17 protein-coding genes, 1 tRNA gene and 1 pseudogene are annotated in these 19,620 nt (G+C 55.8%); 11 read left to right on the top strand and 8 right to left on the bottom strand.

The features are described from left to right. Positions 1–39 precede the first annotated feature (39 nt). From gacA to HU806_RS00625, 5 genes and pseudogenes are all read left to right on the top strand, one after another. On the top strand, positions 40–681 hold the full coding sequence (gene gacA / locus HU806_RS00645; protein ID WP_003200277.1) for a response regulator transcription factor GacA: 642 nt from the start codon (positions 40–42) through the stop codon (positions 679–681). Between the two features lie 2 nt (positions 682–683). Beyond that, the gene (gene uvrC / locus HU806_RS00640) at positions 684–2,507 is read left to right on the top strand and encodes an excinuclease ABC subunit UvrC (protein ID WP_186609074.1); all 1,824 of its coding nucleotides are present in this window, start codon (positions 684–686) and stop codon (positions 2,505–2,507) included. A 32-nt stretch (positions 2,508–2,539) separates the two neighbouring features. After that, positions 2,540–3,100, top strand: coding sequence for a CDP-diacylglycerol--glycerol-3-phosphate 3-phosphatidyltransferase (gene pgsA / locus HU806_RS00635; RefSeq protein WP_039589536.1), 561 nt, complete (start codon positions 2,540–2,542; stop codon positions 3,098–3,100). A gap of 63 nt (positions 3,101–3,163) precedes the next feature. Further along, a tRNA-Gly gene (locus HU806_RS00630) sits at positions 3,164–3,239 on the top strand. A 224-nt stretch (positions 3,240–3,463) separates the two neighbouring features. Continuing rightward, a pseudogene (locus HU806_RS00625) lies at positions 3,464–3,697 on the top strand (integrase arm-type DNA-binding domain-containing protein); the annotation flags it as partial. A 226-nt stretch (positions 3,698–3,923) separates the two neighbouring features. Here HU806_RS00625 and HU806_RS00620 read toward each other — a convergent pair. From HU806_RS00620 to HU806_RS00610, 3 genes are all read right to left on the bottom strand, one after another. Beyond that, positions 3,924–4,280, bottom strand: a complete 357-nt coding sequence (locus HU806_RS00620; RefSeq protein WP_186609070.1) for a type II toxin-antitoxin system RelE/ParE family toxin — start codon at positions 4,278–4,280, stop codon at positions 3,924–3,926. Between the two features lie 2 nt (positions 4,281–4,282). After that, on the bottom strand, positions 4,283–4,573 hold the full coding sequence (locus HU806_RS00615) for a type II toxin-antitoxin system ParD family antitoxin (protein WP_186609068.1): 291 nt from the start codon (positions 4,571–4,573) through the stop codon (positions 4,283–4,285). Positions 4,574–5,289: 716 nt separating this feature from the next. Next, the gene (locus HU806_RS00610; protein WP_186609066.1) at positions 5,290–6,117 is read right to left on the bottom strand and encodes a DUF6216 family protein; all 828 of its coding nucleotides are present in this window, start codon (positions 6,115–6,117) and stop codon (positions 5,290–5,292) included. A 363-nt stretch (positions 6,118–6,480) separates the two neighbouring features. Between HU806_RS00610 and proA the strand changes: the two genes are divergently transcribed. After that, a complete protein-coding gene (gene proA, locus HU806_RS00605) occupies positions 6,481–12,318 on the top strand; it encodes an anti-phage protein ProA (protein WP_186609064.1) in 5,838 nt (1,945 codons plus the stop codon). Between the two features lie 143 nt (positions 12,319–12,461). Next, positions 12,462–12,935 carry a hypothetical protein gene (locus HU806_RS26410; RefSeq protein ID WP_238350090.1) on the top strand — a complete coding sequence of 158 codons (474 nt, stop codon included), beginning with the start codon at positions 12,462–12,464 and terminating at the stop codon, positions 12,933–12,935. 128 nt (positions 12,936–13,063) lie between these two features. Here the strand turns inward: HU806_RS26410 and HU806_RS00595 are convergent, their stop codons facing one another. Both HU806_RS00595 and HU806_RS00590 read right to left on the bottom strand, forming a co-directional pair. Then, positions 13,064–13,675, bottom strand: coding sequence for an LbetaH domain-containing protein (locus HU806_RS00595; RefSeq protein ID WP_186609063.1), 612 nt, complete (start codon positions 13,673–13,675; stop codon positions 13,064–13,066). Between the two features lie 128 nt (positions 13,676–13,803). After that, complete coding sequence (locus HU806_RS00590; protein ID WP_186609061.1) at positions 13,804–14,706, bottom strand: bestrophin family protein; 903 nt, start codon at positions 14,704–14,706, stop codon at positions 13,804–13,806. A gap of 355 nt (positions 14,707–15,061) precedes the next feature. On the opposite strand from HU806_RS00590, the gene HU806_RS26755 reads away from it, so the two are divergent. Together HU806_RS26755 and HU806_RS26750 are read left to right on the top strand one after the other, a co-directional pair. After that, complete coding sequence (locus HU806_RS26755; protein ID WP_527251128.1) at positions 15,062–15,280, top strand: hypothetical protein; 219 nt, start codon at positions 15,062–15,064, stop codon at positions 15,278–15,280. 30 nt (positions 15,281–15,310) lie between these two features. Then, positions 15,311–15,499 (top strand): polysaccharide lyase family 7 protein, encoded by a 189-nt coding sequence (locus tag HU806_RS26750; RefSeq protein WP_527251127.1) that lies wholly within the window; start codon positions 15,311–15,313, stop codon positions 15,497–15,499. 577 nt (positions 15,500–16,076) lie between these two features. Here HU806_RS26750 and HU806_RS00580 read toward each other — a convergent pair. Genes HU806_RS00580 through HU806_RS00570 form a run of 3 tightly spaced genes read right to left on the bottom strand, consistent with a single transcriptional unit; the run spans position 16,077 to position 17,824 of the window. Then, complete coding sequence (locus tag HU806_RS00580; RefSeq protein ID WP_186609059.1) at positions 16,077–16,715, bottom strand: transmembrane anchor protein; 639 nt, start codon at positions 16,713–16,715, stop codon at positions 16,077–16,079. A gap of 12 nt (positions 16,716–16,727) precedes the next feature. Further along, a complete protein-coding gene (locus tag HU806_RS00575) occupies positions 16,728–17,465 on the bottom strand; it encodes a HupE/UreJ family protein (protein ID WP_186609057.1) in 738 nt (245 codons plus the stop codon). 47 nt (positions 17,466–17,512) lie between these two features. After that, entirely contained in the window at positions 17,513–17,824 is a 312-nt protein-coding gene (locus HU806_RS00570) for a hypothetical protein (RefSeq protein ID WP_238350089.1), read from the bottom strand. Positions 17,825–17,971: 147 nt separating this feature from the next. Between HU806_RS00570 and HU806_RS00565 the strand changes: the two genes are divergently transcribed. Together HU806_RS00565 and HU806_RS00560 are read left to right on the top strand one after the other, a co-directional pair. Further along, positions 17,972–18,274, top strand: a complete 303-nt coding sequence (locus HU806_RS00565; protein ID WP_186609053.1) for a metal-sensing transcriptional repressor — start codon at positions 17,972–17,974, stop codon at positions 18,272–18,274. Between the two features lie 7 nt (positions 18,275–18,281). After that, positions 18,282–19,418, top strand: a complete 1,137-nt coding sequence (locus tag HU806_RS00560) for a nickel/cobalt efflux transporter (protein WP_186609044.1) — start codon at positions 18,282–18,284, stop codon at positions 19,416–19,418. Positions 19,419–19,620: the final 202 nt, after the last annotated feature.

The raw sequence follows: 19,620 nt of genomic DNA, 5'->3' as shown, positions 1-19,620 counted from the left end.
GTGGGCAACCCATATAAGACCAAATCGTGAGGTGTCTGCTTGATTAGGGTGTTAGTGGTCGACGACCATGATCTCGTCCGTACGGGCATTACACGAATGCTGGCTGACATCGATGGCCTGCAGGTAGTTGGCCAAGCCGAATCCGGGGAAGAATCCCTGATCAAGGCACGTGAATTGAAACCCGACGTGGTGCTGATGGACGTCAAGATGCCGGGCATCGGCGGTCTCGAGGCCACGCGTAAACTGCTGCGCAGCCATCCGGATATCAAGGTCGTTGCGGTGACCGTCTGCGAAGAAGATCCGTTCCCTACCCGGTTGTTGCAGGCGGGCGCCGCAGGTTATCTCACCAAGGGCGCCGGTTTGAACGAGATGGTCCAGGCCATCCGACTGGTATTTGCCGGGCAGCGCTACATCAGCCCGCAGATCGCCCAGCAGTTGGCAATCAAGTCTTTCCAGCCGACCAACGATTCGCCCTTTGATGCGTTGTCCGAACGAGAAATCCAGATTGCGCTGATGATCGTCGGCTGCCAAAAGGTCCAAATCATCTCCGACAAGCTGTGCCTGTCGCCCAAGACCGTCAATACCTACCGTTACCGTATCTTCGAGAAGCTTTCGATCAGCAGTGACGTCGAGTTGACGCTGCTGGCGGTGCGCCATGGCATGGTCGACGCCAGCGCCTGAAAATGACTGAACTGTTTGATCCAAGTGCCTTCCTGTCCACCTGCAGCGGCCGTCCCGGCGTGTACCGCATGTTCGACAGCGAGGCGCGCCTGCTTTACGTCGGCAAGGCCAAGAACCTCAAGAAGCGCCTGGCCAGTTATTTCCGCAAGACCGGCCTGGCGCCGAAGACTGCCGCCCTGGTAGGGCGTATCGCGCAAATCGAAACCACCATCACCGCCAATGAAACCGAGGCGTTGCTGCTGGAACAGACGCTGATCAAGGAATGGCGTCCGCCGTACAACATCCTGCTGCGCGATGACAAATCCTACCCGTACGTGTTCCTGTCCGACGGGGCGTTTCCGCGCCTGAGCATTCATCGTGGTGCCAAGAAGGCCAAGGGACGCTATTTCGGTCCTTATCCCAGCGCCGGGGCGATTCGCGAAAGCCTGAGCCTGCTGCAGAAAACCTTCTTCGTCCGCCAGTGCGAGGACAGCTATTACAAGAACCGCACCCGGCCGTGCCTGCAATACCAGATCAAGCGCTGCAAGGCACCTTGTGTCGGGCTGGTCGAACCCGACGTCTACGCCGAAGACGTGCGCCATTCGGTCATGTTCCTGGAAGGTCGCAGCAATGCGCTGACCGACGAACTGTCGGCGGCCATGGAGGAGGCTTCGGTCAACCTCGAGTTCGAGCGCGCCGCGGAACTGCGTGACCAGATCGGCCTGCTGCGCCGCGTGCAGGATCAGCAAAGCATGGAAGGCGGCAGCGGCGATGTCGATGTCGTAGCCGCATTCATCAACCCGGGCGGCGCCTGCGTCCACCTGATCAGCGTGCGGGGCGGCCGAGTGCTGGGCAGCAAGAACTTCTTTCCCCAGGTGGGGATCGAGGAAGACGTGTCCGAGGTGATGGCGGCGTTCCTGGGCCAGTACTACATCAGCAGCCCGGAGCGCGACTTGCCCAGCGAGTTGATCGTCAACGTCGTCCACGAAGATTTCCCCGCGCTGATCGAAGGCATTGATAAGCTCCGTGGTCGCGAGCTGACCATCAGTCATCGCGTACGTGGTACTCGTGCGCGCTGGCAACAACTGGCCGTGACCAATGCCGAACAAGCCCTCGGCGCGCGGTTGGCTAATCGCCAGCACGTTGCCGCGCGATTCGAGGCGTTGGCTGACGTTCTCAATCTGGATGAACCGCCACAGCGACTGGAGTGCTACGACATCAGCCACTCCAGCGGCGAGGCGACCGTCGCCTCCTGCGTGGTGTTCGGTCCCGAAGGCCCAATCAAGTCGGATTACCGCCGCTATAACATCGAGGGCGTTACTCCGGGAGATGACTACGCGGCCATGCACCAGGCGCTGATGCGGCGCTTCGGCAAGCTGAAGGACGGGGAGGGCAAGCTGCCGGACATCCTGTTGGTGGACGGTGGCAAAGGGCAACTGTCCATGGCCCGCGACGTGCTCAATGAGTTGTCGGTCCCGGACCTGATCTTGCTCGGCGTGGCCAAGGGTGCGACGCGCAAGGCCGGATTCGAGACGCTGTACCTGAACGACGCGGCCCATGAGTTCACCCTGAAAGGGGATTCGCCGGCGCTGCACCTCATTCAGCAGATCCGCGACGAAGCTCACCGCTTCGCCATTACCGGACACCGCGCACGTCGTGGCAAAACCCGTCGTACCTCAACGCTGGAGGGCGTGGCAGGGGTTGGCCCGACGCGCCGACGCGATTTGTTGAAACATTTTGGTGGATTGCAGGAACTGTCTCGTGCCAGCATCGAGGAGATAGCCAAAGCACCCGGTATCAGTAAAAAGCTCGCTGAGTCGATTTATGCAAACCTGCATAGCGAGTAGAATGCCCGTCAACCTCGTAGCCAGTTGTGCCGATGAATATCCCAAACCTGATTACCGTTCTACGCGTCCTGCTCATCCCGATCTTCATATTGCTGTTCTATTTACCGTATCACTGGAGCTACGTGGCCTCCGCCTCGGTCTTCGCCTTTGCAGCCGCGACCGACTGGCTCGACGGCTACCTGGCCCGACGCCTGGAACAGAGCACGCCATTCGGCGCGTTCCTCGACCCGGTGGCGGACAAGCTGATGGTCGCGGTGGCCCTGGTGCTGCTGGTGCAGGAACACGGCAACCTCTGGCTGACCCTGCCGGCGGCAGTGATCATCGGGCGGGAAATCGTCGTATCGGCCCTGCGCGAATGGATGGCCGAGCTGGGCGCACGCGCCCAGGTCGCGGTGTCGAACCTCGGCAAGTGGAAAACCGCCGCACAGATGCTGGCCCTGGTGATCCTGCTGGCCAACCCGTCTGACTTCACCTTCTGGGTGCTGTTGGGTTACGGATTGCTGCTGGTGTCCGCTGGCCTGACGCTGTGGTCGATGGTCCAATACCTGCGCGCCGCCTGGCCGCACCTGCGGACTGACGTCGATCCGAAATAAACTTTTTTTGAATCAAAGGGTTGACGGCGTGTTTCGATTCTATAGAATGCGCCACACCAAGACGCGGGAATAGCTCAGTTGGTAGAGCACGACCTTGCCAAGGTCGGGGTCGCGAGTTCGAGTCTCGTTTCCCGCTCCAATTATTTTTCTATAGGCTTCCATTGAAGTATGTAGAAACCAAAAAAAGAGGCTTAGGCCTCTTTTTTCGTTCCAGTAAAATCCATTCTGATACATCAACATCCACGATTTTTCAGTATATTTTTTAGTACATCAATTCGACGCTTGGTAAGTCAGTTTTTAGAGCTGCTTGGGACTCTGAATACTTTACAACACTCCTTCATTCATATGAGTGGAGTTAGTACGATGGTCCTTACCGTTACGGCGGTCCGACACGCCAAGCCTCGCGCCAAAAACTACACCCTTCCTGACTTTGATGGCCTTGCGCTTTTCGTGAATACGAAAGGCACCAAGAGCTGGCACTTCCGCTTTTCTTGGGCGAATAAGCAGCCTCGTATTTCTCCCGGTACCTATACTGAAGTTAGCCTACGAGATGCTCGCGTTCTACGTGATGTTGCGAGGGCACTGGTCGCTAGGGGCCACGGAAAACGCCTAAGAAACGGTTGTTCAGCACTGAAAAGGGGACGCAACGTTGAGCATCGTGTTTCTGGTTGTGGGTCTCGATAGTCCGGTCGGGTCCAGAAAACCCGCCGCTTCAATTGGTCACCGAGTCGGCTGACAGCGAGGGCGCTCAGGTTGCGATGTAGAGGGGGCCGTCTTACCTTCGCTGTTCATGGCCAGTTAAGCCTTTGGGCCAGGTCGGTGATCAGTCATTAGGCAAGTGCAACTGCACTTCCATGGAGTCATGCAGGAGTCGGACGACCTCGATCACGTCGTCGTTTGCCAAGCGATAGAACACGACATGGCGCGGGCTTTTGACCGTTCCATGGGGGTGTTTAGCCTGCTGGCGTGAATAGATGAGGTGATAGCTGCGAAGGCCCGGTGCAAGCTCATCGCGGTCGTGGCTGCCAATGCGATAAGGCGTGTCGGCAAGCGCTTGCAGCGCCGCGAGGATCAGCGCCTGGTAGCGCTGGCGTGCTTGCTCGCCGAACTGCGTCTGGGAGAGCCTAAGGATGTCGACAATGTCGGCGCGCGCCGCGTTGGAAATCCGATACGGCGGCATACTCAGTGTTTCTCGCTCGCGGGAATAGTTGCCTCCTGGCTCAAGCCCTCGAGGTAGTGCTCCAGCTCCCCTTCGTTCAACTGAGTGAAGCGCCCGTGCTCAAGATCCATAATGCCGATCGAGGTAGCCTGACGCAGAGCCTCAATTTTGGCAGCGTCTTCGGCGACGCGCTGTTCTAATAGGCGCAAACCTTCTCGCATCACTTCGCTGGCATTCTGATAACGGCCGGACTGCACCAGGTCCTGGATAACCTGTTCCTGGTGAGGGGTGAGCACAACGTTTCGCGTTGCCATAATTAGCTCCAGCTTTGGGCAAACAGGTTTTTCGACCATTGGCATAATATGCCATTTTTACCGAGGAGCACATATCTTAAGAGCTGTATCTGATGAACTGAGTCGTACAGGTTCACCCGCCGCGCACTGATGTGTGGCAGGCTTGTTCAGGATTTGGCCAAAGCCAAGCGTATTCCAAAGCTAACCTGAAAGACATAAACGGAGCCGCTGCACTTGGTCGATCTGTCCACTGTCCCCCCTCCGTAAATGGGGAATCACACTGAGAAGGATCAATACCCCCGCAACGCACAAATGGGCTGAGGCGATCCACCGCCAATGCCCAGATGCGCGAGGGCTGTCTTGGGTGTCGTGACAAGACGATTCGGCACGTGCGGTGGTGCTCTTCGGTGACCGGATTCCTGACGGTGCGCTCCGCCCGCAGGGGGGGCGCTACGCAGCTTGACCAAGGATTCGAGTATATTCGACACGGTGCTATTTCTGGCAGACCGGATTGGTGTTGCCATTATTGCCGAGAAAAGGTTTATCAAATGACCGAGCAGCGCCTTGAAGTTACCCTCCTTGCGCGCCTCAAGAGGGAATTATTTTCATGCTTCGTTTTGTGAGTGACTGCATTTGGATTTATCATTAGGCCATAATCAAGTCTGTTATTAGCTTCTAGTAAATGGGTTGTCCATAGTTAATGAGTCCGGTTGCTGTCTTTCGTAAAATATATACGACTAAAGTGTAGGCTCTGTATTGTTTTTGTCCACCTTTTGCAGCAGTGCTTTAGCGTTGCGCTCACGGTCAACGATGAATAGCAAGAATATAAACCAAGCCGCTCCCAGAATGCCGGCACTTACAGCGATAAATCTTTGAGACTTAATGGCTTCTTCTATTTGTGGATTTTGGTTTCCCAACACTAGATCGCAGATAACCTCTTTGTCCCATTCATTGGCGAGCGGGGCGGTATCTGTGGAAAATAGGCAATATTCTGTATCGATTATCCAAGATTCTGAGAGCCAATCCAAAGCTTTTCCGGTAGAACTCCTGGCTTGGTTCTCTTCAACCCAGAAACTAGTCTTGGTTTTGTTCACGGTGTAAAAAGCCAGTCTGGCATCGACAAATACCGCCCAGACCGCAGTCAGTATTGCGATACCTGCCAAGATGCTGGCGCGCATCGTCCACCGGTGCCACGGTGTAGGAATCGCAAATTCGAGTTTGTTTGCGTTGAAGTAGCGTCGCGCACGGCAGAGTTCCTCGATAGTTAATTCATGGTGATCTAACCAAGACAAGAATTTTGTCATATTACGTGAGGTTCGGAGGTTCATGCCGAACCACAGGTTAAATCGTTGGAAATCTTCATGCGCTTTCCAATGACGTTGGGCGGACTTGCTATGAAAGTCTTTTGCTCCCCCTAAAATTTGATGGCCACGGTATACGATATAGAAAAGCGCATTCGTTCTTCCTAGAACGTATATCGCCAAGATGAGCGCTCCGAAGTATGGAGATATTTTAATTCCAGCATCGATTAGTTGAAATGGAGAAATTGCGAGCGGTTCTGACAATGCGCTGCTTCCTGTATGGCAATGTAGGTTTGTCGAAAAGCATAAACTATTTTTTTGGTGCTTGGACATGCCGGCGTTGAAATCTATATCAACAACAAAATGATAAGGCCAGTAGTCACTGCTACGGCAGCCCCAAGGATCATTGTTGCGTTGGAATTACCGTGCGACGTGATCCTGGGGTAGTGTCTTGCCGATATTGTAACGTGCATGCAGGTCGTTGCCTCCAGTACCAGCCGCTCCCGCTTCAAATCCGGTTTGCGTTCGCTTTCGGTGCGAATGCTTTTCAGGCAATGTATCCTCGGCGCTATATCCAGCCGCCCTCCCTTTGCCAGGAATGCAGGCGTATCGCTCAAGGAGACGTTGATGAGCATGAAGATCGAGGCGGTTGTCGCCCGAAAAGTCGGCTTTGCCTCGCACCAGAACGCTGTTCCACTGCTGCGTGAGCTTAGTATCAGCAACGAAGGAGACGTGCCTGAGCAGGGCTTAGTACTTACGCTCACCACTGATCCTGAGTTTGTTGAAACCCGTACTTGGCACATCGACCGGGTCAGTCCTGGTGATCGACTCACCGTTAGCGATCGCGATATCAGGCTAAATGCGAATTACCTGGCTGGTTTGAGCGAAAGCTTGGCCGCAGAAGTAATATTGCGATTATTCCAGGGCGATGAGCTGCTTGCTGATGAACGCTTGCCGACTGAGCTCTTGGCGCGGGCAGAGTGGGGTGGCCTCAATGCTATGCCAGAGCTACTGCCGGCCTTCTGTATGCCTAACGATCCAGCCGTCGATCGGTTGTTGAAGGCGGCGTCAGACGTACTACGCGGTGCAGGAAAAAAAGATGGCATTGATGGCTATGAAGGAAAATCTCGCACGCGGACCTGGGAGCTTGCGTCTGCTATCTGGTCAGGTGTGTGCAGCTTTAAGCTGAGCTATGCGCTGCCTCCGGCGAGTTTTGAGCAGCAGGGGCAGAAAATCCGCACGCCCAGTCAGGTTCTGGAAAACGGTGTTGCCACGTGCTTGGACAGCGCACTGTTGTTTGCCGCGGCATTAGAGCAAGCCGGGCTTAACCCTCTAGTAATCATGACCAAGGGGCACGCATTCACCGGAGTCTGGCTACAGCCTCAGGAATTCTCACAATTGTTGACCGATGAAGCGTCGGCCGTTCGTAAACGTCTCGATCTTAAGGAACTCGTGGTTTTTGAAACCACATTAGCTACGCAATCTCCGTTTCCGAGTTTTAGCCATGCCGTTTCTGCTGCCGAGCGCCAACTGAGCGATGACGACTTCGTCATGGCAATTGATGTACATCGCGCGCGCATGCAAAAGATCCGTCCACTTTCGGCGAGCGTAGCGGCTTACGATGTTCCCGTAGAATCGGGACAACAGCCACAGCAACGTGAAGTGTTAGAAGAGGCTCCGTCGTTGCCAGGCTTCGACGTTGAGATCGTTGTGGAGACCAATGGTGCCGCAGGTAAGCTCATCTTGTGGCAGCGTAAGTTGCTGGATCTCACTACGCGCAATCGCTTGTTACACCTTCCGGACAGCGCGAAAGGTGTTCGTTTGATGTGCCCGGACCCTGCGGGGCTTGAGGATTTACTAGCTAGCGGCAAGCGTATCCGGGTAGTCCCGGTGCCTGACCTCAGGAGTGGCGGTCGTGACCCAGCGTTGTATGAGCAGCAAAACAGAGAAAACCTCTTGGAAGAGGTGGCCCGGCAAGCGCTGGATCGTGGTGAGGTACTAGCGAACCTGGAAAAGACTAAGTTGGATGCCATCTTGGTCGAGCTCTATCGAAAGGCGCGGACTGATCTCGAGGAAGGTGGTGCGAATACGCTGTTTTTGGCTATTGGGTTTCTGAAGTGGAAGAAAAGCGCGGATGATCCCAAAACCTACTCCGCGCCATTGGTCCTGTTGCCAATAAAACTTGAACGCAAAAGCGCATTGTCGGGGGTGACTCTGAGCATGCTCGACGAAGAGCCTCGTTTCAACCTGACGTTACTTGAGTTGTTGCGCCATGACTTCGAATTGGTGATCCCAGGATTGGATGGAGAGCTGCCCGCAGATGAAAGTGGGATCGACGTCGCTAGCATCTGGAACATGGTGCGCCGCGCCGTGCGTGATATACCGGGTTTTGAGGTGGTCCCCGATGTGGTGATGGGAACGTTCTCATTTGCCAAGTACTTGATGTGGAAGGACCTAGCGACTCACTCCGCTCAGCTTATGCAAAGCACGATGGTCAAACATTTGCTAGAGCGAAGCCCTGGGGGCGAAGGCTTGATCGGTAGCGATGAGTTTCCTCGCCCCGAGCAGTTGGATATGGTCGTGACACCGGCGCAGTTGTTTACTCCGCTGCCGGCCGATTCGTCGCAGTTGTCGGCGGTGGTCGCTTCAGCAGGCAACCACAGTTTTGTGCTCGATGGACCACCCGGTACCGGCAAGTCTCAGACCATTGCCAACATGATTGCGCAAAACCTGGCAATGGGTCGCAGGGTGTTGTTTGTCGCAGAAAAACGCGCTGCGCTAGAGGTGGTATATCGACGACTGGCGGAAAAGGGCTTGGGGGAGTTCTGCCTTGAACTTCACTCTAGCAAAGCATCGAAGGTGGAGGTTCTAAAACAGCTGGATCGTGCCTGGGATGTTCGCGATGCTCTGACAGCAGAAGATTGGGAGCGCGAAGCAGGCCGGTTGCAGGTTTTGCGCTCACGTTTGAATCAATTGGTTGAAGTGCTGCATCGACGTCATGCAAACGGACTTTCGCTACACCTAGCCATCGGCCGGGTGATACGTGATCACACCAGTGCGACGCCAAAACTTCAGTGGTCGGAGGCGGCCGAACACGATGCAACTCAATACGATGAGTTCCAGGATCTTGCTCGTCGACTCGGGTTGAATGGCGCGGCAGCCAGAGATCTTTCTCCTGCGTTTAGCAGTTTGGCGCAGACGCAGTGGTCCAATGCCTGGCAGTCCCAGATTGCGGCCTGCGCACGCGAATTACCGTTGGCGCTAGATGCCTTGAACAACGCCTGTGATCGGCTCCTGGGACTGATGAACGCGTCTATTCCGAAGACTGAGGCCATTCATTATCAGCACATCTCGGAATTAGCATCGCTGCTCGGTAAGTGTCACGGAGTAAACCTTTCCTTTGCCTTTGCTCCGGATGCACAGGTACGTATCGAGTCCGCGCACCGAGCGGTTGGTTGGGTCGATCGCTATCAGGTACTTCAGCAAAGCCTTTCGGTAAATTACGCCGACGAAGCATGCCGTCGTGTTCCAGCTGAGGAGCTTCGTGCGGCATGGCATGGGGCCGCGGGTAAGTTCTGGTTTTTCGCATCGCTCGCAAAAAAGAAAGTCGCCAAGCGGTTGGCGGTTCTCGGCGGTGCAACGGAACTGCCGGATACGATCAACGACTTGGAACTCCTGGAGCAGCAACAGGCCCTTCTGCTGCAGCTGGACGGTTTGGCGGTGGACTTGCAGTCTGTTCCCGGCTGGCAGGGTACCAACAGCGACCGGGCCCGACTCGCGCAAGCGACTGAGCTGGCCGAGCAGTTGCGCCGCAAAATCAGTGCACTAGCTGAATCACCCGACGCACTGATCTCGTTGCGCGCTGCGATCCAGCGCGTAGTTGTGGACGCTAATGAGATGCTTGGTCCCGATACTCATATCGGTATCGCGATCGCTGAGCTGCAACGTACTTATTCCAAGTATGAGGAAATATCGAACCAGTTCAGTGCGCTAGCTGCTACACGGGGCAACGTCATTTCGTCTATCGCGGGGTTGCGCGATATCTCCACTCAGATCGTTAGCCAAGAGGGGCAGCTTAAAGCTTGGTGCGATTGGTGCCGGGTGAAAGAGCAGGCCGATGAAGCAGGCCTGGCGCCTATCGCCAATGCGCTGGAGCGGGGTAGCCTGCTGCCTGAGGCCGCTATTAATGCGTTCCAGACTGGATATGCATATTGGTTCGCAAGAAAGGGCATCGACGAAGAGCCACTGCTGCGCACCTTCGTGGCCGCAGAACACATGAGTGACATTGCGGCGTTCAGTAAACTTGACGACGAACTGGCAAAACTGACCGTGCGCTACATCCGTGCCAAACTGTGCGGGCAGATTCCGTCCAAGAATGATGTCTCCAAAAGCAGCGGTTTCGGCACACTCAAGCATGAGTTGCAAAAATCTCGTCGGCACAAGCCCGTTCGCCAATTGGCGATTGAGATGGGCGATGCGTTGAACCGTTTAGCACCGTGCATGCTTATGAGCCCGTTGTCGATCGCTCAATTTCTTCCGGCTGATCTGCCGCCTTTCGATTTGGTGATTTTTGACGAAGCCTCGCAAATCGCCCCCTGGGATGCCATTGGTTCAATTGCCCGGGGCAAGCAGGTAGTCATTGCAGGTGACCCTCGGCAGATGCCGCCCACCAATTTCTTCAACCGCGGCGCTAGCGCTGCCGATGACGATACCGAAGAAGACATGGAAAGCATCCTGGATGAATGTCTGGGGGCTGGCGTACCGAGCCACAGCCTTAGCTGGCACTACCGCAGCCGGCATGAAAGCCTGATTGCCTTTTCGAACCATCATTATTACGACAGCAATCTCATAACCTTCCCTGCGTCAGAGACGCGCGCCAGTGCCGTTGAGTGGCGCCGAGTGGAGGGCACCTACGCCAAAGGAAAGGGCAGATATAACCAGGCCGAGGCAGAGGCTATCGTCACGGAAACGGTTAAACGGCTGATGGACCCTGCGTTTATTGCGGCGGGCCATACCATAGGAATCATCACCCTTAACTCCGATCAGCAAAAGCTAATCAACGATCTACTCGACGTGGCTCGGGCTCAACATCCCCAAATCGAGCCGTTCTTCCAGGAAACTCAGACTGAGCCAGTGGTGGTGAAAAATCTTGAAACCATGCAGGGGGATGAACGCGATCTGATCATATTGAGTATCGGTTACGGCCCCACCGAGGCGGGAGCTCAGAGCATGTCGATGAACTTTGGTCCGCTTAATAAGGACGGCGGTTGGCGTCGTCTGAACGTAGCCATTACCCGCTCGCGCCGCGAGATGCTGGTGTTCTCATCGTTCGATCCTTTCATGATCGACCTTAACCGTACCAATGCACGAGCCGTTCGGGATCTGAAGCATTTCATCGAGTTCGCTCAACGCGGGCCAAAAGCGCTTGCGGAGGCAGTACACGGCTCTGTGGGCAGCTACGATTCGCCTTTCGAAGAAGCCGTGGCGAAGGGCTTGCGTCGACTGGGCTGGGAAGTGGTACCGCAAATAGGCGTTTCGCGTTTTCGCATTGATCTCGGCATCGTCCATCCTGATCGTCCAGGTGATTATCTGGCAGGAGTGGAGTGCGACGGCGCCACTTATCACAGCGCAGCTACCGCGCGAGACCGGGATAAGGTGCGGGGCGCCATCCTGCGCGGACTCGGGTGGAGCTTGCTCCGCCTGTGGTCTACCGAATGGTGGGTAGACAAGGAGGGGGCCCTTCAGCGGTTGCATGCGGCGCTGAACAGTCTGTTGGATGAGTCACGGGCCAATCGTGAGACTTCTATGGCTCCTGATTCGCCAACTGTCGCGGCGATCATCGAGTTTCCTGTAGGACGGGAGTTAGAAGAAGAGAATGTCGAGTCGCTAGTTTCTGAGCCTGTTGCCCCGGTTACGACTGCGTCGGAGGCTCGCATCGCCCGTTTAGCTACGGTGGGGTCGATGGTGATTCCGCAACGTGGTGAATATCGCATCGCGGATCTCTCTGGCATCAAGCCCTTGATCGATGCGGCCCAGTTTTACCAGCCGGATTATGTGGCTGTTCTGAGCGAGGTCATTGCTGAGGTGTTGCGCCAGGAGGCTCCCATGCTCGATGCTGTACTGGTTCAACGCGTAGCTCGTGCCCACGGCTTTCAGCGATCGGGGCGACTCATCCGAGATCGTGTGCTTGACCTCGCAGAGCAATATCACCACGTGCAAGTTACGGCGGCAGACGAGGCGTTTGTCTGGCATTCCGAATCGGACATTGCGAATTGGTCGACTTATAGAGTGCCTGCGTCGGATTCGGATAGTCGTTCCATCGAGGAAATCGCGGCTGAAGAGCTTCGTATCGCTGCGGAAGTGGTCGGCATTGGTGACCGTGCGCTTGAGATTGCTCGACTGATGAGAGTTAAAAGGTTGACGACTACGGCACGGGAACGGCTGGAGCGCATCCTAGGGGCATGATTGGAAATGCGGCATGGCGAAGGTTTAATCCTACGGTTCTGTTGAATATATAGCTGCCTGCCGGGCCTGCGGCAAATCTCCGGCGTTGGCCATCAGGTGGGAAGAGCGTGATGGGTGGTTATCGTATGAGCAGGGACTGTCCGATGAAAGCCAAGCGCTCGGACACTCAGGATGTGGGTTGGCGCGTAGCGTCGTCAACGCTTAGGTTTGGATGTCCCTTCTTGCCCGTTGATGTGCTTTTAAAACAAGTCCAGAATCAAGTCTTTTCCTGCTCCAGCAAGAAAAGAAACCCCTTGGATTTCAACGAGTCGGATGCCAGATACGAGTCTCGTTTCCCGCTCCAAGATTCAAAAAAAAGCCACTCAGATGAGTGGCTTTTTTTTGTCTGGGATCTCCTAATATCAACGGTTGTATTGCGATCGTCTGTTTTGTTTCTGCACTTACCCTACTGCTTGTGCCTCGAAAGAGTCGGTACGTTCTGCATCGCCCAATCAGGCAATGGAAAATTCCATCCAGTGTTCGATCACGAGAGCTTGGGCAGCTATCACGGCATTATGCATGCCGTTGATGATTTGCTTAACGACGCAGCCAGCTCTACTCCATCCAGAAACGTTTGAGCTGCTGGACATCACCATCCTTGGATTGCCGGATGATCCTCGAGATTGGGAACGGGCCTAGGTTTATATGCGGTGGGCTTGGGCCGGTGGGAAGGGCATTTTTCTGACCGTACCAACGGTTAAGAATGTTAATCGTAGGCGAACTGGTCGATCAATCCAAGACGAGGAACATATGTTTTTGGCCGCAATAAAGCGCCTGGAGCGATCACTGCGTTTGCGCCAATCTTGCAGCCATCACCCACCAGCGCTCCGAATTTGCTGACTCCTGTCTCGATCACATAATCTTCGTGGCGGATTTTTATATCAGCCCCGTCCAGTTCGTTACGATAGTTTGCGATGATCGCACCGGCTTCAATATTTACCGACTCGCCAATCAATGAATCGCCAACGAAATTGAAGTGTGCGAGCTTACTGCGATCCAGCATGAAGGTGCTTTTCAGCTCACAGCTGGGGCCAACAATGCAGTTTCTCCCGAGATACACACCTCCACGAAGGTAAGCGCCCGTAGCTACGAAACAGCCCTCGCCGATGATCACTGCGCCCTTCAGTACGGCTCCTTGCTCAATGACGGCTGTTTCATGAACAGCAATATTGCCTTGACGCCGGTATCCCGCGCCAAGCGCTTCAAGCAATGCCAGGATCCGATTCTCGCAATCCTGAGTCACCGCCCAAGGGGCAGCAGAGCCCATGCCCAGCAATGGCCATTGCGCGATGTAATCATCGACTTTTGGTGATTTCATAAAAGATCTTCCGAAAAAGTGAGCTTGGTTATGCCTGCCTTGCGCCCATTGAGCGTTATCACGCAGATGTTGCGCCGGCGTTTTGATTCATTCGGGAGCCTTCACAAGCACTGCCGGTTCCCGATTGCTCAAGCGTTCTCTTTAAGCCCGCGCACATCACCCAAGGAATCGCGCTGCATCGACTGCAGGTTCTTTTCGATGGTTTCGCACAGCGCTTCCATCTGAATCTGATGTTCGCTGTGGCGAAACGGGCTCTGCAGATCGGTGCCGATGCGCTCGATGGCCAGCAGCATAAACCCAACCACGGTCGAAGCCAGCGGCGTGAACCAGCCCAGGGATTCCACCAGTCCAACCGGCACAATCAGGCAGAACAGCGAGATAAACAGCCGTGGAAAATACACATAAGGGTAGGGCAGCGGCGTATTCGCAATCCGCTCCATGCCGCCCTGACTGTTGGACAGGTCCACCAGCGTCGACTCCAGACGCGCCAGGCGAATACTGTCCAGGTGCCCGGTCTGGTATTCCCGCGCGAGCAAAGTCGCCGAGCCGGTGAGGATATCGTTGGCAAAGTTATTGGTCGTGCCACTGCGGGCAAACTCTTCGGTCGGAATAAACGCCCGCACCTCTTCGGGACAAGGCTGGCCTTGCAGATGCGCGGCGAGGCAATTCACATAAGCGACGTGGCGGCGCAACAGGGTCGACTTGACCGGATTCACCTCGCTGTCGGCATCGTCCAGCAGTGTCAGCACCTGACGGGCGAAGCTGCGTGAATTGTTGATCATCGTCCCCCATAGCGTCCGCGCTTCCCACCAGCGGTTGTAAGCACTGCTGTTGCGGAAACTGATCAACACCACCAACGCCGAGCCGAGCAAGGTCAGCGGCATCAGCGGCAGGTTCAGCTTGGCGTTGAGAAATAGCATGAAGTCCACCGTGACGGCGATGTCCCAGAGCAACAACCAGAACAACGCCCAGCCCACATAGCCCATGGTCTTGACGAACAGACGGTAATTTTTAACGATGGCAGCTTTCAAACGGAACCTCGTGGCGAGCAGTTAGCTAAAACGCTTAAGCTCGGACGATGCTTGGGGGCAAAGGTTCGGTTGGCACTGGAGGGATGACATTACCTTGTTGGTCGAAGCCCCTTGGGGCGGCAGACCAAAGCAACCCTAAGGGTTACACCGCTGGCCTGGTTTTAGCTGGGTCTGGTTGATCATTTTCATGTTAAACATGGGGCAATGTTAGCGTTTTGGTGTTCATAACCATTCTAGGGAAGCCCATCAGAGTTGGCGCTGCCCAGCAAAAGCCCTGTCGATAAGGGCTTTTTCTATACCTGCAAATGAAACCACGACCTATTCAAGGAGCCCATGCCATGATTGATCTAAGCACTTGGAACCTGACCATCCCGGCCGGCACGCCTGCCCGAGTCATCGAGACGCCGCGCCTGGTGGACGGTTACCGCAGATTCATATCTACCAGGGCAAGGGCCCGCTGCTGAAGGTCGAGTATGTCTATGATAAGGCTAGGAAGACCGGCAGCGTGATTGCCAACTATCGCCTCAAGCCGGGCAGCGCGGACACCAAGGTGGTAATTGCCGAGGATGTCTAGCTGAACAAGCGGTTCACCTACGAGGTCCGCTTGAGCTCGGCGGGCTACCTGCATGTGATTTCGCAAGGATATCGGTGGGGCACGCAGCTCAGCAAAAGCTGGCAGGGCAAACAGCTGTATTTCAAGGCTGGGGCATACACCTTGGATAACACCGGCTACAAGGCCGAAGGCGGGCAGGTGACGTTCAACAAGCTGGAGGCCAAACACAGCAAGGGTTGATTTGGCATGCTCGACTTCCTCACTGGACAAGCAGTAATTCGAAATCATGATGATCGGCAACTCGGACCAGCGCTCAGCTAGAAGCTTAAGCAGGCCGTAGAGCTCCGCGGGCATCCTATTAGCTGAACTCTGGAGATCTACAGGGTTCGACCATTGTGGAAAGACACAGCGCTATTTTGCAGCGGAGAAGCCGCTTCGAGAGCCAGTTGAAAAGCTGGTTGGCTGGCCGCTCGGACACGCTGTAAAGAGAACCCGCTGAATGAGGTCATTTTTTGTTTGCCTTGGTGGGTTCTGGTGCCTCTCAAGCTTGACTTGATTGCAGGCGCCGACGGCAGATCACAGTGAGAGCGGCGCGTCGTATCTGCGACGGGCAAGAGGCCGCATTTTCGGCCTCTTGCCCTATGGCATTACTCGTGCGAGTGCCCATGACCCGCGCTTTCGGATTCGGCAGGCTTTTCGCCGCCTCCACAGGCGGTCATCAGACCGATAAAGCAAATCAGAAGCACGGAGCGGAACAGCGTGGTTGAGGCGTTCATTGAGTTTTCCGTAAGCATTAAAAAATGTATTTCGACTGGAATCAGCGTTTTACGCTCAGGTAATCACCTGTCGTCTTCAACGAAATGGTCACGTCATTATTCGTGCGATTACGCCAGAACCAGCCATGGGTGCCGTCGAACAAAGCGGTGAATTCGCCCTTGTCGCCTTTGACCTGCTTGGCTTTGGAGTAGCTATGGAAATAGCCTTTTTCGCCGTTGTAGGGTTCGCCATGGGTGTCATGGTTCACCGGCCCGCCGGATGCCGTCCATTCATAGCTGACAGTTTTGTCCTTGAGCATTTCCAGTTTGATTTCTGTCGCTTCGCCCGGTTTTAGCGTGACGGTCATTTCATCTGTCTTCAGGGCCGGGCTGGGCGGGACCGCGGGTGAAGGCGCAGGTTGAGCTGCAGGGGTTGCAGCTGCAATCTGCGGAGCCGGAGCCTCTTGCACCGGCTGCGGCGCTGCATCCGCAAACGCCTCTTGGGCGAGCGTAATTTTCATTTCGCCCATTTGCGTCAGGCCCAGTACACGGCCCACGCCTGTGGGATCAATCGCATATTCCGAAGGCATGACGACGGTGACCAACAAGCCGACCGCAGTCAGCAAGGCGATGACGGTCGAGCGCACCAGTTGGCGGCTGCTGGGCAGTTCATTAACAGTAGGGAGTGGCGTATTGAACATGGTTGAAATTCCTTAGGCTGAGGCAAACAGGCCGGTAATCTGGTAACCCATCAAAAGGAAACCGGCACTCATCATGGCGACGTTGGCGGTGTAGGCATGGCGCCAGAAACTGCTGGTGCGCCGCCAATACCCCATCAGAATGAGAATCGCGCTGAGGGCCAGCAATTGGCCGATCTCGACACCAACGTTAAAGGCGATCAGGTTGGGGATCAGACCGTCGGGAGAGATTTCGTATTCCTGGATTTTCGTTGCCAGGCCAAACCCGTGGAGCAGGCCGAAGAACAGCGTAGCGACCTTGATGTTGGGCTGGAAACCGAACCAGCGCTGGAAGGCGCCCAGGTTATCGAGCGCCTTGTACACCACCGAGAAACCGATAATGGCGTCGATAATGTACGAGCTGATACTGACCTCGGTCAGCACGCCGAGCAGCAGGGTGACCGAGTGTCCGACCGCGAACAGCGTGACGTAGAGCCCTACGTCCTTAAGGCGATACAGGAAGAAAATCACCCCGAACAGAAACAGCAGGTGATCGTAGCCGGTCATCATGTGCTTGGCGCCCATGTAGACAAAGGGCAGCAACATGACGCCGGCGCTTTCCTGGATGAAACCTTTATCGCCTTCAGCGACGGCATGGGCGAGGGCATCGGGCATTCCGACAAGAAATGACGCGAGCAATAGAAACAACAGCAGGAGTGGGCGATGCGAAGGCGCAGTGAACGCGCCGACGCCTCTAATTGAGTGTGAATGCATGGATAAAATCCTTCGTTGCAGTGATCAAGGGCCGCAGGGTGACCATGTCAGGAGGCAAGCGAAGGACGAGGTGGACGCTCGATCAGAAAAATGGGCGCACGAGGAACGGCGTAACCAAGGACCTCGCCTTGTGGAGAGAGCTGTGGCTGGGCCGCCAGGATCAGCACGGAGGTGAGTTGCGGCGTCTCGTGCTGATGATCGGGCGTCAGCGGGGAGTGATAGTGATCCGCGCAGTTTGAACATGACACGTCAGCTTGCTCATCATGAGAATGATGATGAGCGTCTTGCGCGACATCCCAAGAGGGCTGGTCCGACAACATCGACAGCGTACGGGTATGCCCGGCCCAGGCCATGAACATGGCGAAAGCCAGCGCGAATACCACTGCTGTTGTCAGTGTCCTGCTGAACATAATGATCGTGTTTCGACTCGTTATTCTGGGTTTGCCTTATCCCCCCTGGGGGGATAGGATTGCCAGCGTAATTCATTGAAGTCCGAGACTCAAGTCATGAGTGACCAACACGAACACAGCCATCCCCACACCCATACCCACCAAAGCCATGAAGCGATCATCAAGCGCCTCAAACGCGCGGACGGTCACCTGCGCAGCATCATCCTCATGATCGAAGAGGGGCGTGAGTGCGTGGACATCGCCCAGCAGTTGCACGCGGTGGAGAAAGCCGTGTGCCAGGCCAAGAGGACGTTGATCCAGGATCACATCGATCATTGCCTGGAAGACACCGTTTCGGCGTTGGACAGGGGCGAGCGCGCGCCGCTGGAAGCCTTCAAGCAAATCACCAAGTACCTCTAGGTCCCACATGCCGAATTTTGCTGAATTGTTGCAACAAGGTGGCGTTCACGCCTGGCTGTATTTCCCCAGCGCTATCTTGTTGGGTGCCTTGCATGGGCTGGAGCCGGGTCATTCGAAAACCATGATGGCGGCGTTTATCGTTGCCATCCGAGGCTCGGTCAAACAGGCGGTGTTGCTCGGCCTGGCGGCTACGCTGTCCCACACTGCCGTGGTGTGGCTGGTCGCGATCGGTGGCATGTACCTGGGCCAGGGGCTGGATGCCGAGACCACGGAGCCGTACTTCCAACTCGCATCTGCGGCCCTGATCATTGCCATCGCGTTGTGGATGCTCTGGCGTACGTGGCGTGGCGAACAGATGTTCAAGTTCGAGCAAGGTGATGCGCATCATCAGGGCGAGCATGACCATGGGCATTATGATGAAACCCATCGCATCGATACCGGCCATGGCCATGTCGAGCTGTCGATCTTCGAGCAGGGCATGCCCCCTCACTGGCGCCTGAAAACGTTGACCGGGCATGTCTGGGCCGCCGCGGATGTTCGCCTAACGACTACGCGCGCCGATGGAAGCGTCCAAGCGTTCTCATTTACCGAACGCGATGGATGCCTGGAGTCGACGGTCGATATTCCCGAGCCACACGAGTTCAGCGCCCGCCTGAGCCTGGGGCATGCCGGGCACTCCCACGATTATGACCTTGAGTTTCACGAGCATGATCATGGGCATGAACACGCCGAACTGGAAGGCTTGGAGCTGTCTCTGGAAGGTTACCAGGACGCCCACGAACGGGCGCACGCCAACGATATCCGCAAGCGTTTCACCAACCGTGAAGTCACCACGGGCCAGATCATTGTGTTCGGCCTGACGGGTGGGCTGATTCCTTGTCCGGCTGCCATCACGGTTCTGTTGCTCTGCCTTCAAGTTAAAGAAGTCGCGCTGGGCGGCATGCTGGTCTTGTGTTTCAGCATTGGCTTGGCGATCACCTTGGTTACCGTGGGAGCGGCGGCTGCCATCGGCGCACGGCAGGCCTCCAACCGCTGGCCGTGGCTGGGCACCGTTGCGCGACGGGCGCCTTATTTGTCCAGCGTGTTGATCATTGGGGTTGGTCTGTACGTGGGCGTTCACGGCTGGAACGGTTTGAACGCATAAGGCTTATGACTGGACTCAGCTCCGCTGATCGGGCTCTGGCTGCTGCGCCAGAGGTTAAGGTTCGACCTCTGGCCGGTGGGGCGATGGGGGTATTGGTTCTAGGTAAGTCAGCGGCAAGGTGCATGCGTGAAATCAGCGTTGAGGAATTGGGGGGGCATCGAAAAGTGACCTCTCATAGTCACTGGGCGGAGTCGGCGCAATG

It is taken from the genome of Pseudomonas sp. SWRI154 (genome assembly GCF_014268645.1).
Classification (GTDB): Bacteria; Pseudomonadota; Gammaproteobacteria; order Pseudomonadales; family Pseudomonadaceae; genus Aquipseudomonas; species Aquipseudomonas marvdashtae.
The sequence above is the reverse complement of the archived record's forward strand: the minus strand, read 5'-3'. Positions and strand labels throughout refer to the sequence as shown.

Excerpts from the sequence above, each read along its gene's own strand:
- uvrC (WP_186609074.1), top strand. The coding sequence starts at position 684 with ATGACTGAACTGTTTGATCCAAGTGCCTTCCTGTCCACCTGCAGCGGC.
- pgsA (WP_039589536.1), top strand. The coding sequence starts at position 2,540 with ATGAATATCCCAAACCTGATTACCGTTCTACGCGTCCTGCTCATCCCG.
- HU806_RS00620 (WP_186609070.1), bottom strand. The coding sequence starts at position 4,280 with ATGCCGCCGTATCGGATTTCCAACGCGGCGCGCGCCGACATTGTCGAC.
- HU806_RS00615 (WP_186609068.1), bottom strand. The coding sequence starts at position 4,573 with ATGGCAACGCGAAACGTTGTGCTCACCCCTCACCAGGAACAGGTTATC.
- proA (WP_186609064.1), top strand. The coding sequence starts at position 6,481 with ATGAGCATGAAGATCGAGGCGGTTGTCGCCCGAAAAGTCGGCTTTGCC.
- HU806_RS26410 (WP_238350090.1), top strand. The coding sequence starts at position 12,462 with ATGAAAGCCAAGCGCTCGGACACTCAGGATGTGGGTTGGCGCGTAGCG.
- HU806_RS00595 (WP_186609063.1), bottom strand. The coding sequence starts at position 13,675 with ATGAAATCACCAAAAGTCGATGATTACATCGCGCAATGGCCATTGCTG.
- HU806_RS00580 (WP_186609059.1), bottom strand. The coding sequence starts at position 16,715 with ATGTTCAATACGCCACTCCCTACTGTTAATGAACTGCCCAGCAGCCGC.
- HU806_RS00575 (WP_186609057.1), bottom strand. The coding sequence starts at position 17,465 with ATGCATTCACACTCAATTAGAGGCGTCGGCGCGTTCACTGCGCCTTCG.
- HU806_RS00570 (WP_238350089.1), bottom strand. The coding sequence starts at position 17,824 with ATGTTCATGGCCTGGGCCGGGCATACCCGTACGCTGTCGATGTTGTCG.
- HU806_RS00565 (WP_186609053.1), top strand. The coding sequence starts at position 17,972 with ATGAGTGACCAACACGAACACAGCCATCCCCACACCCATACCCACCAA.
- HU806_RS00560 (WP_186609044.1), top strand. The coding sequence starts at position 18,282 with ATGCCGAATTTTGCTGAATTGTTGCAACAAGGTGGCGTTCACGCCTGG.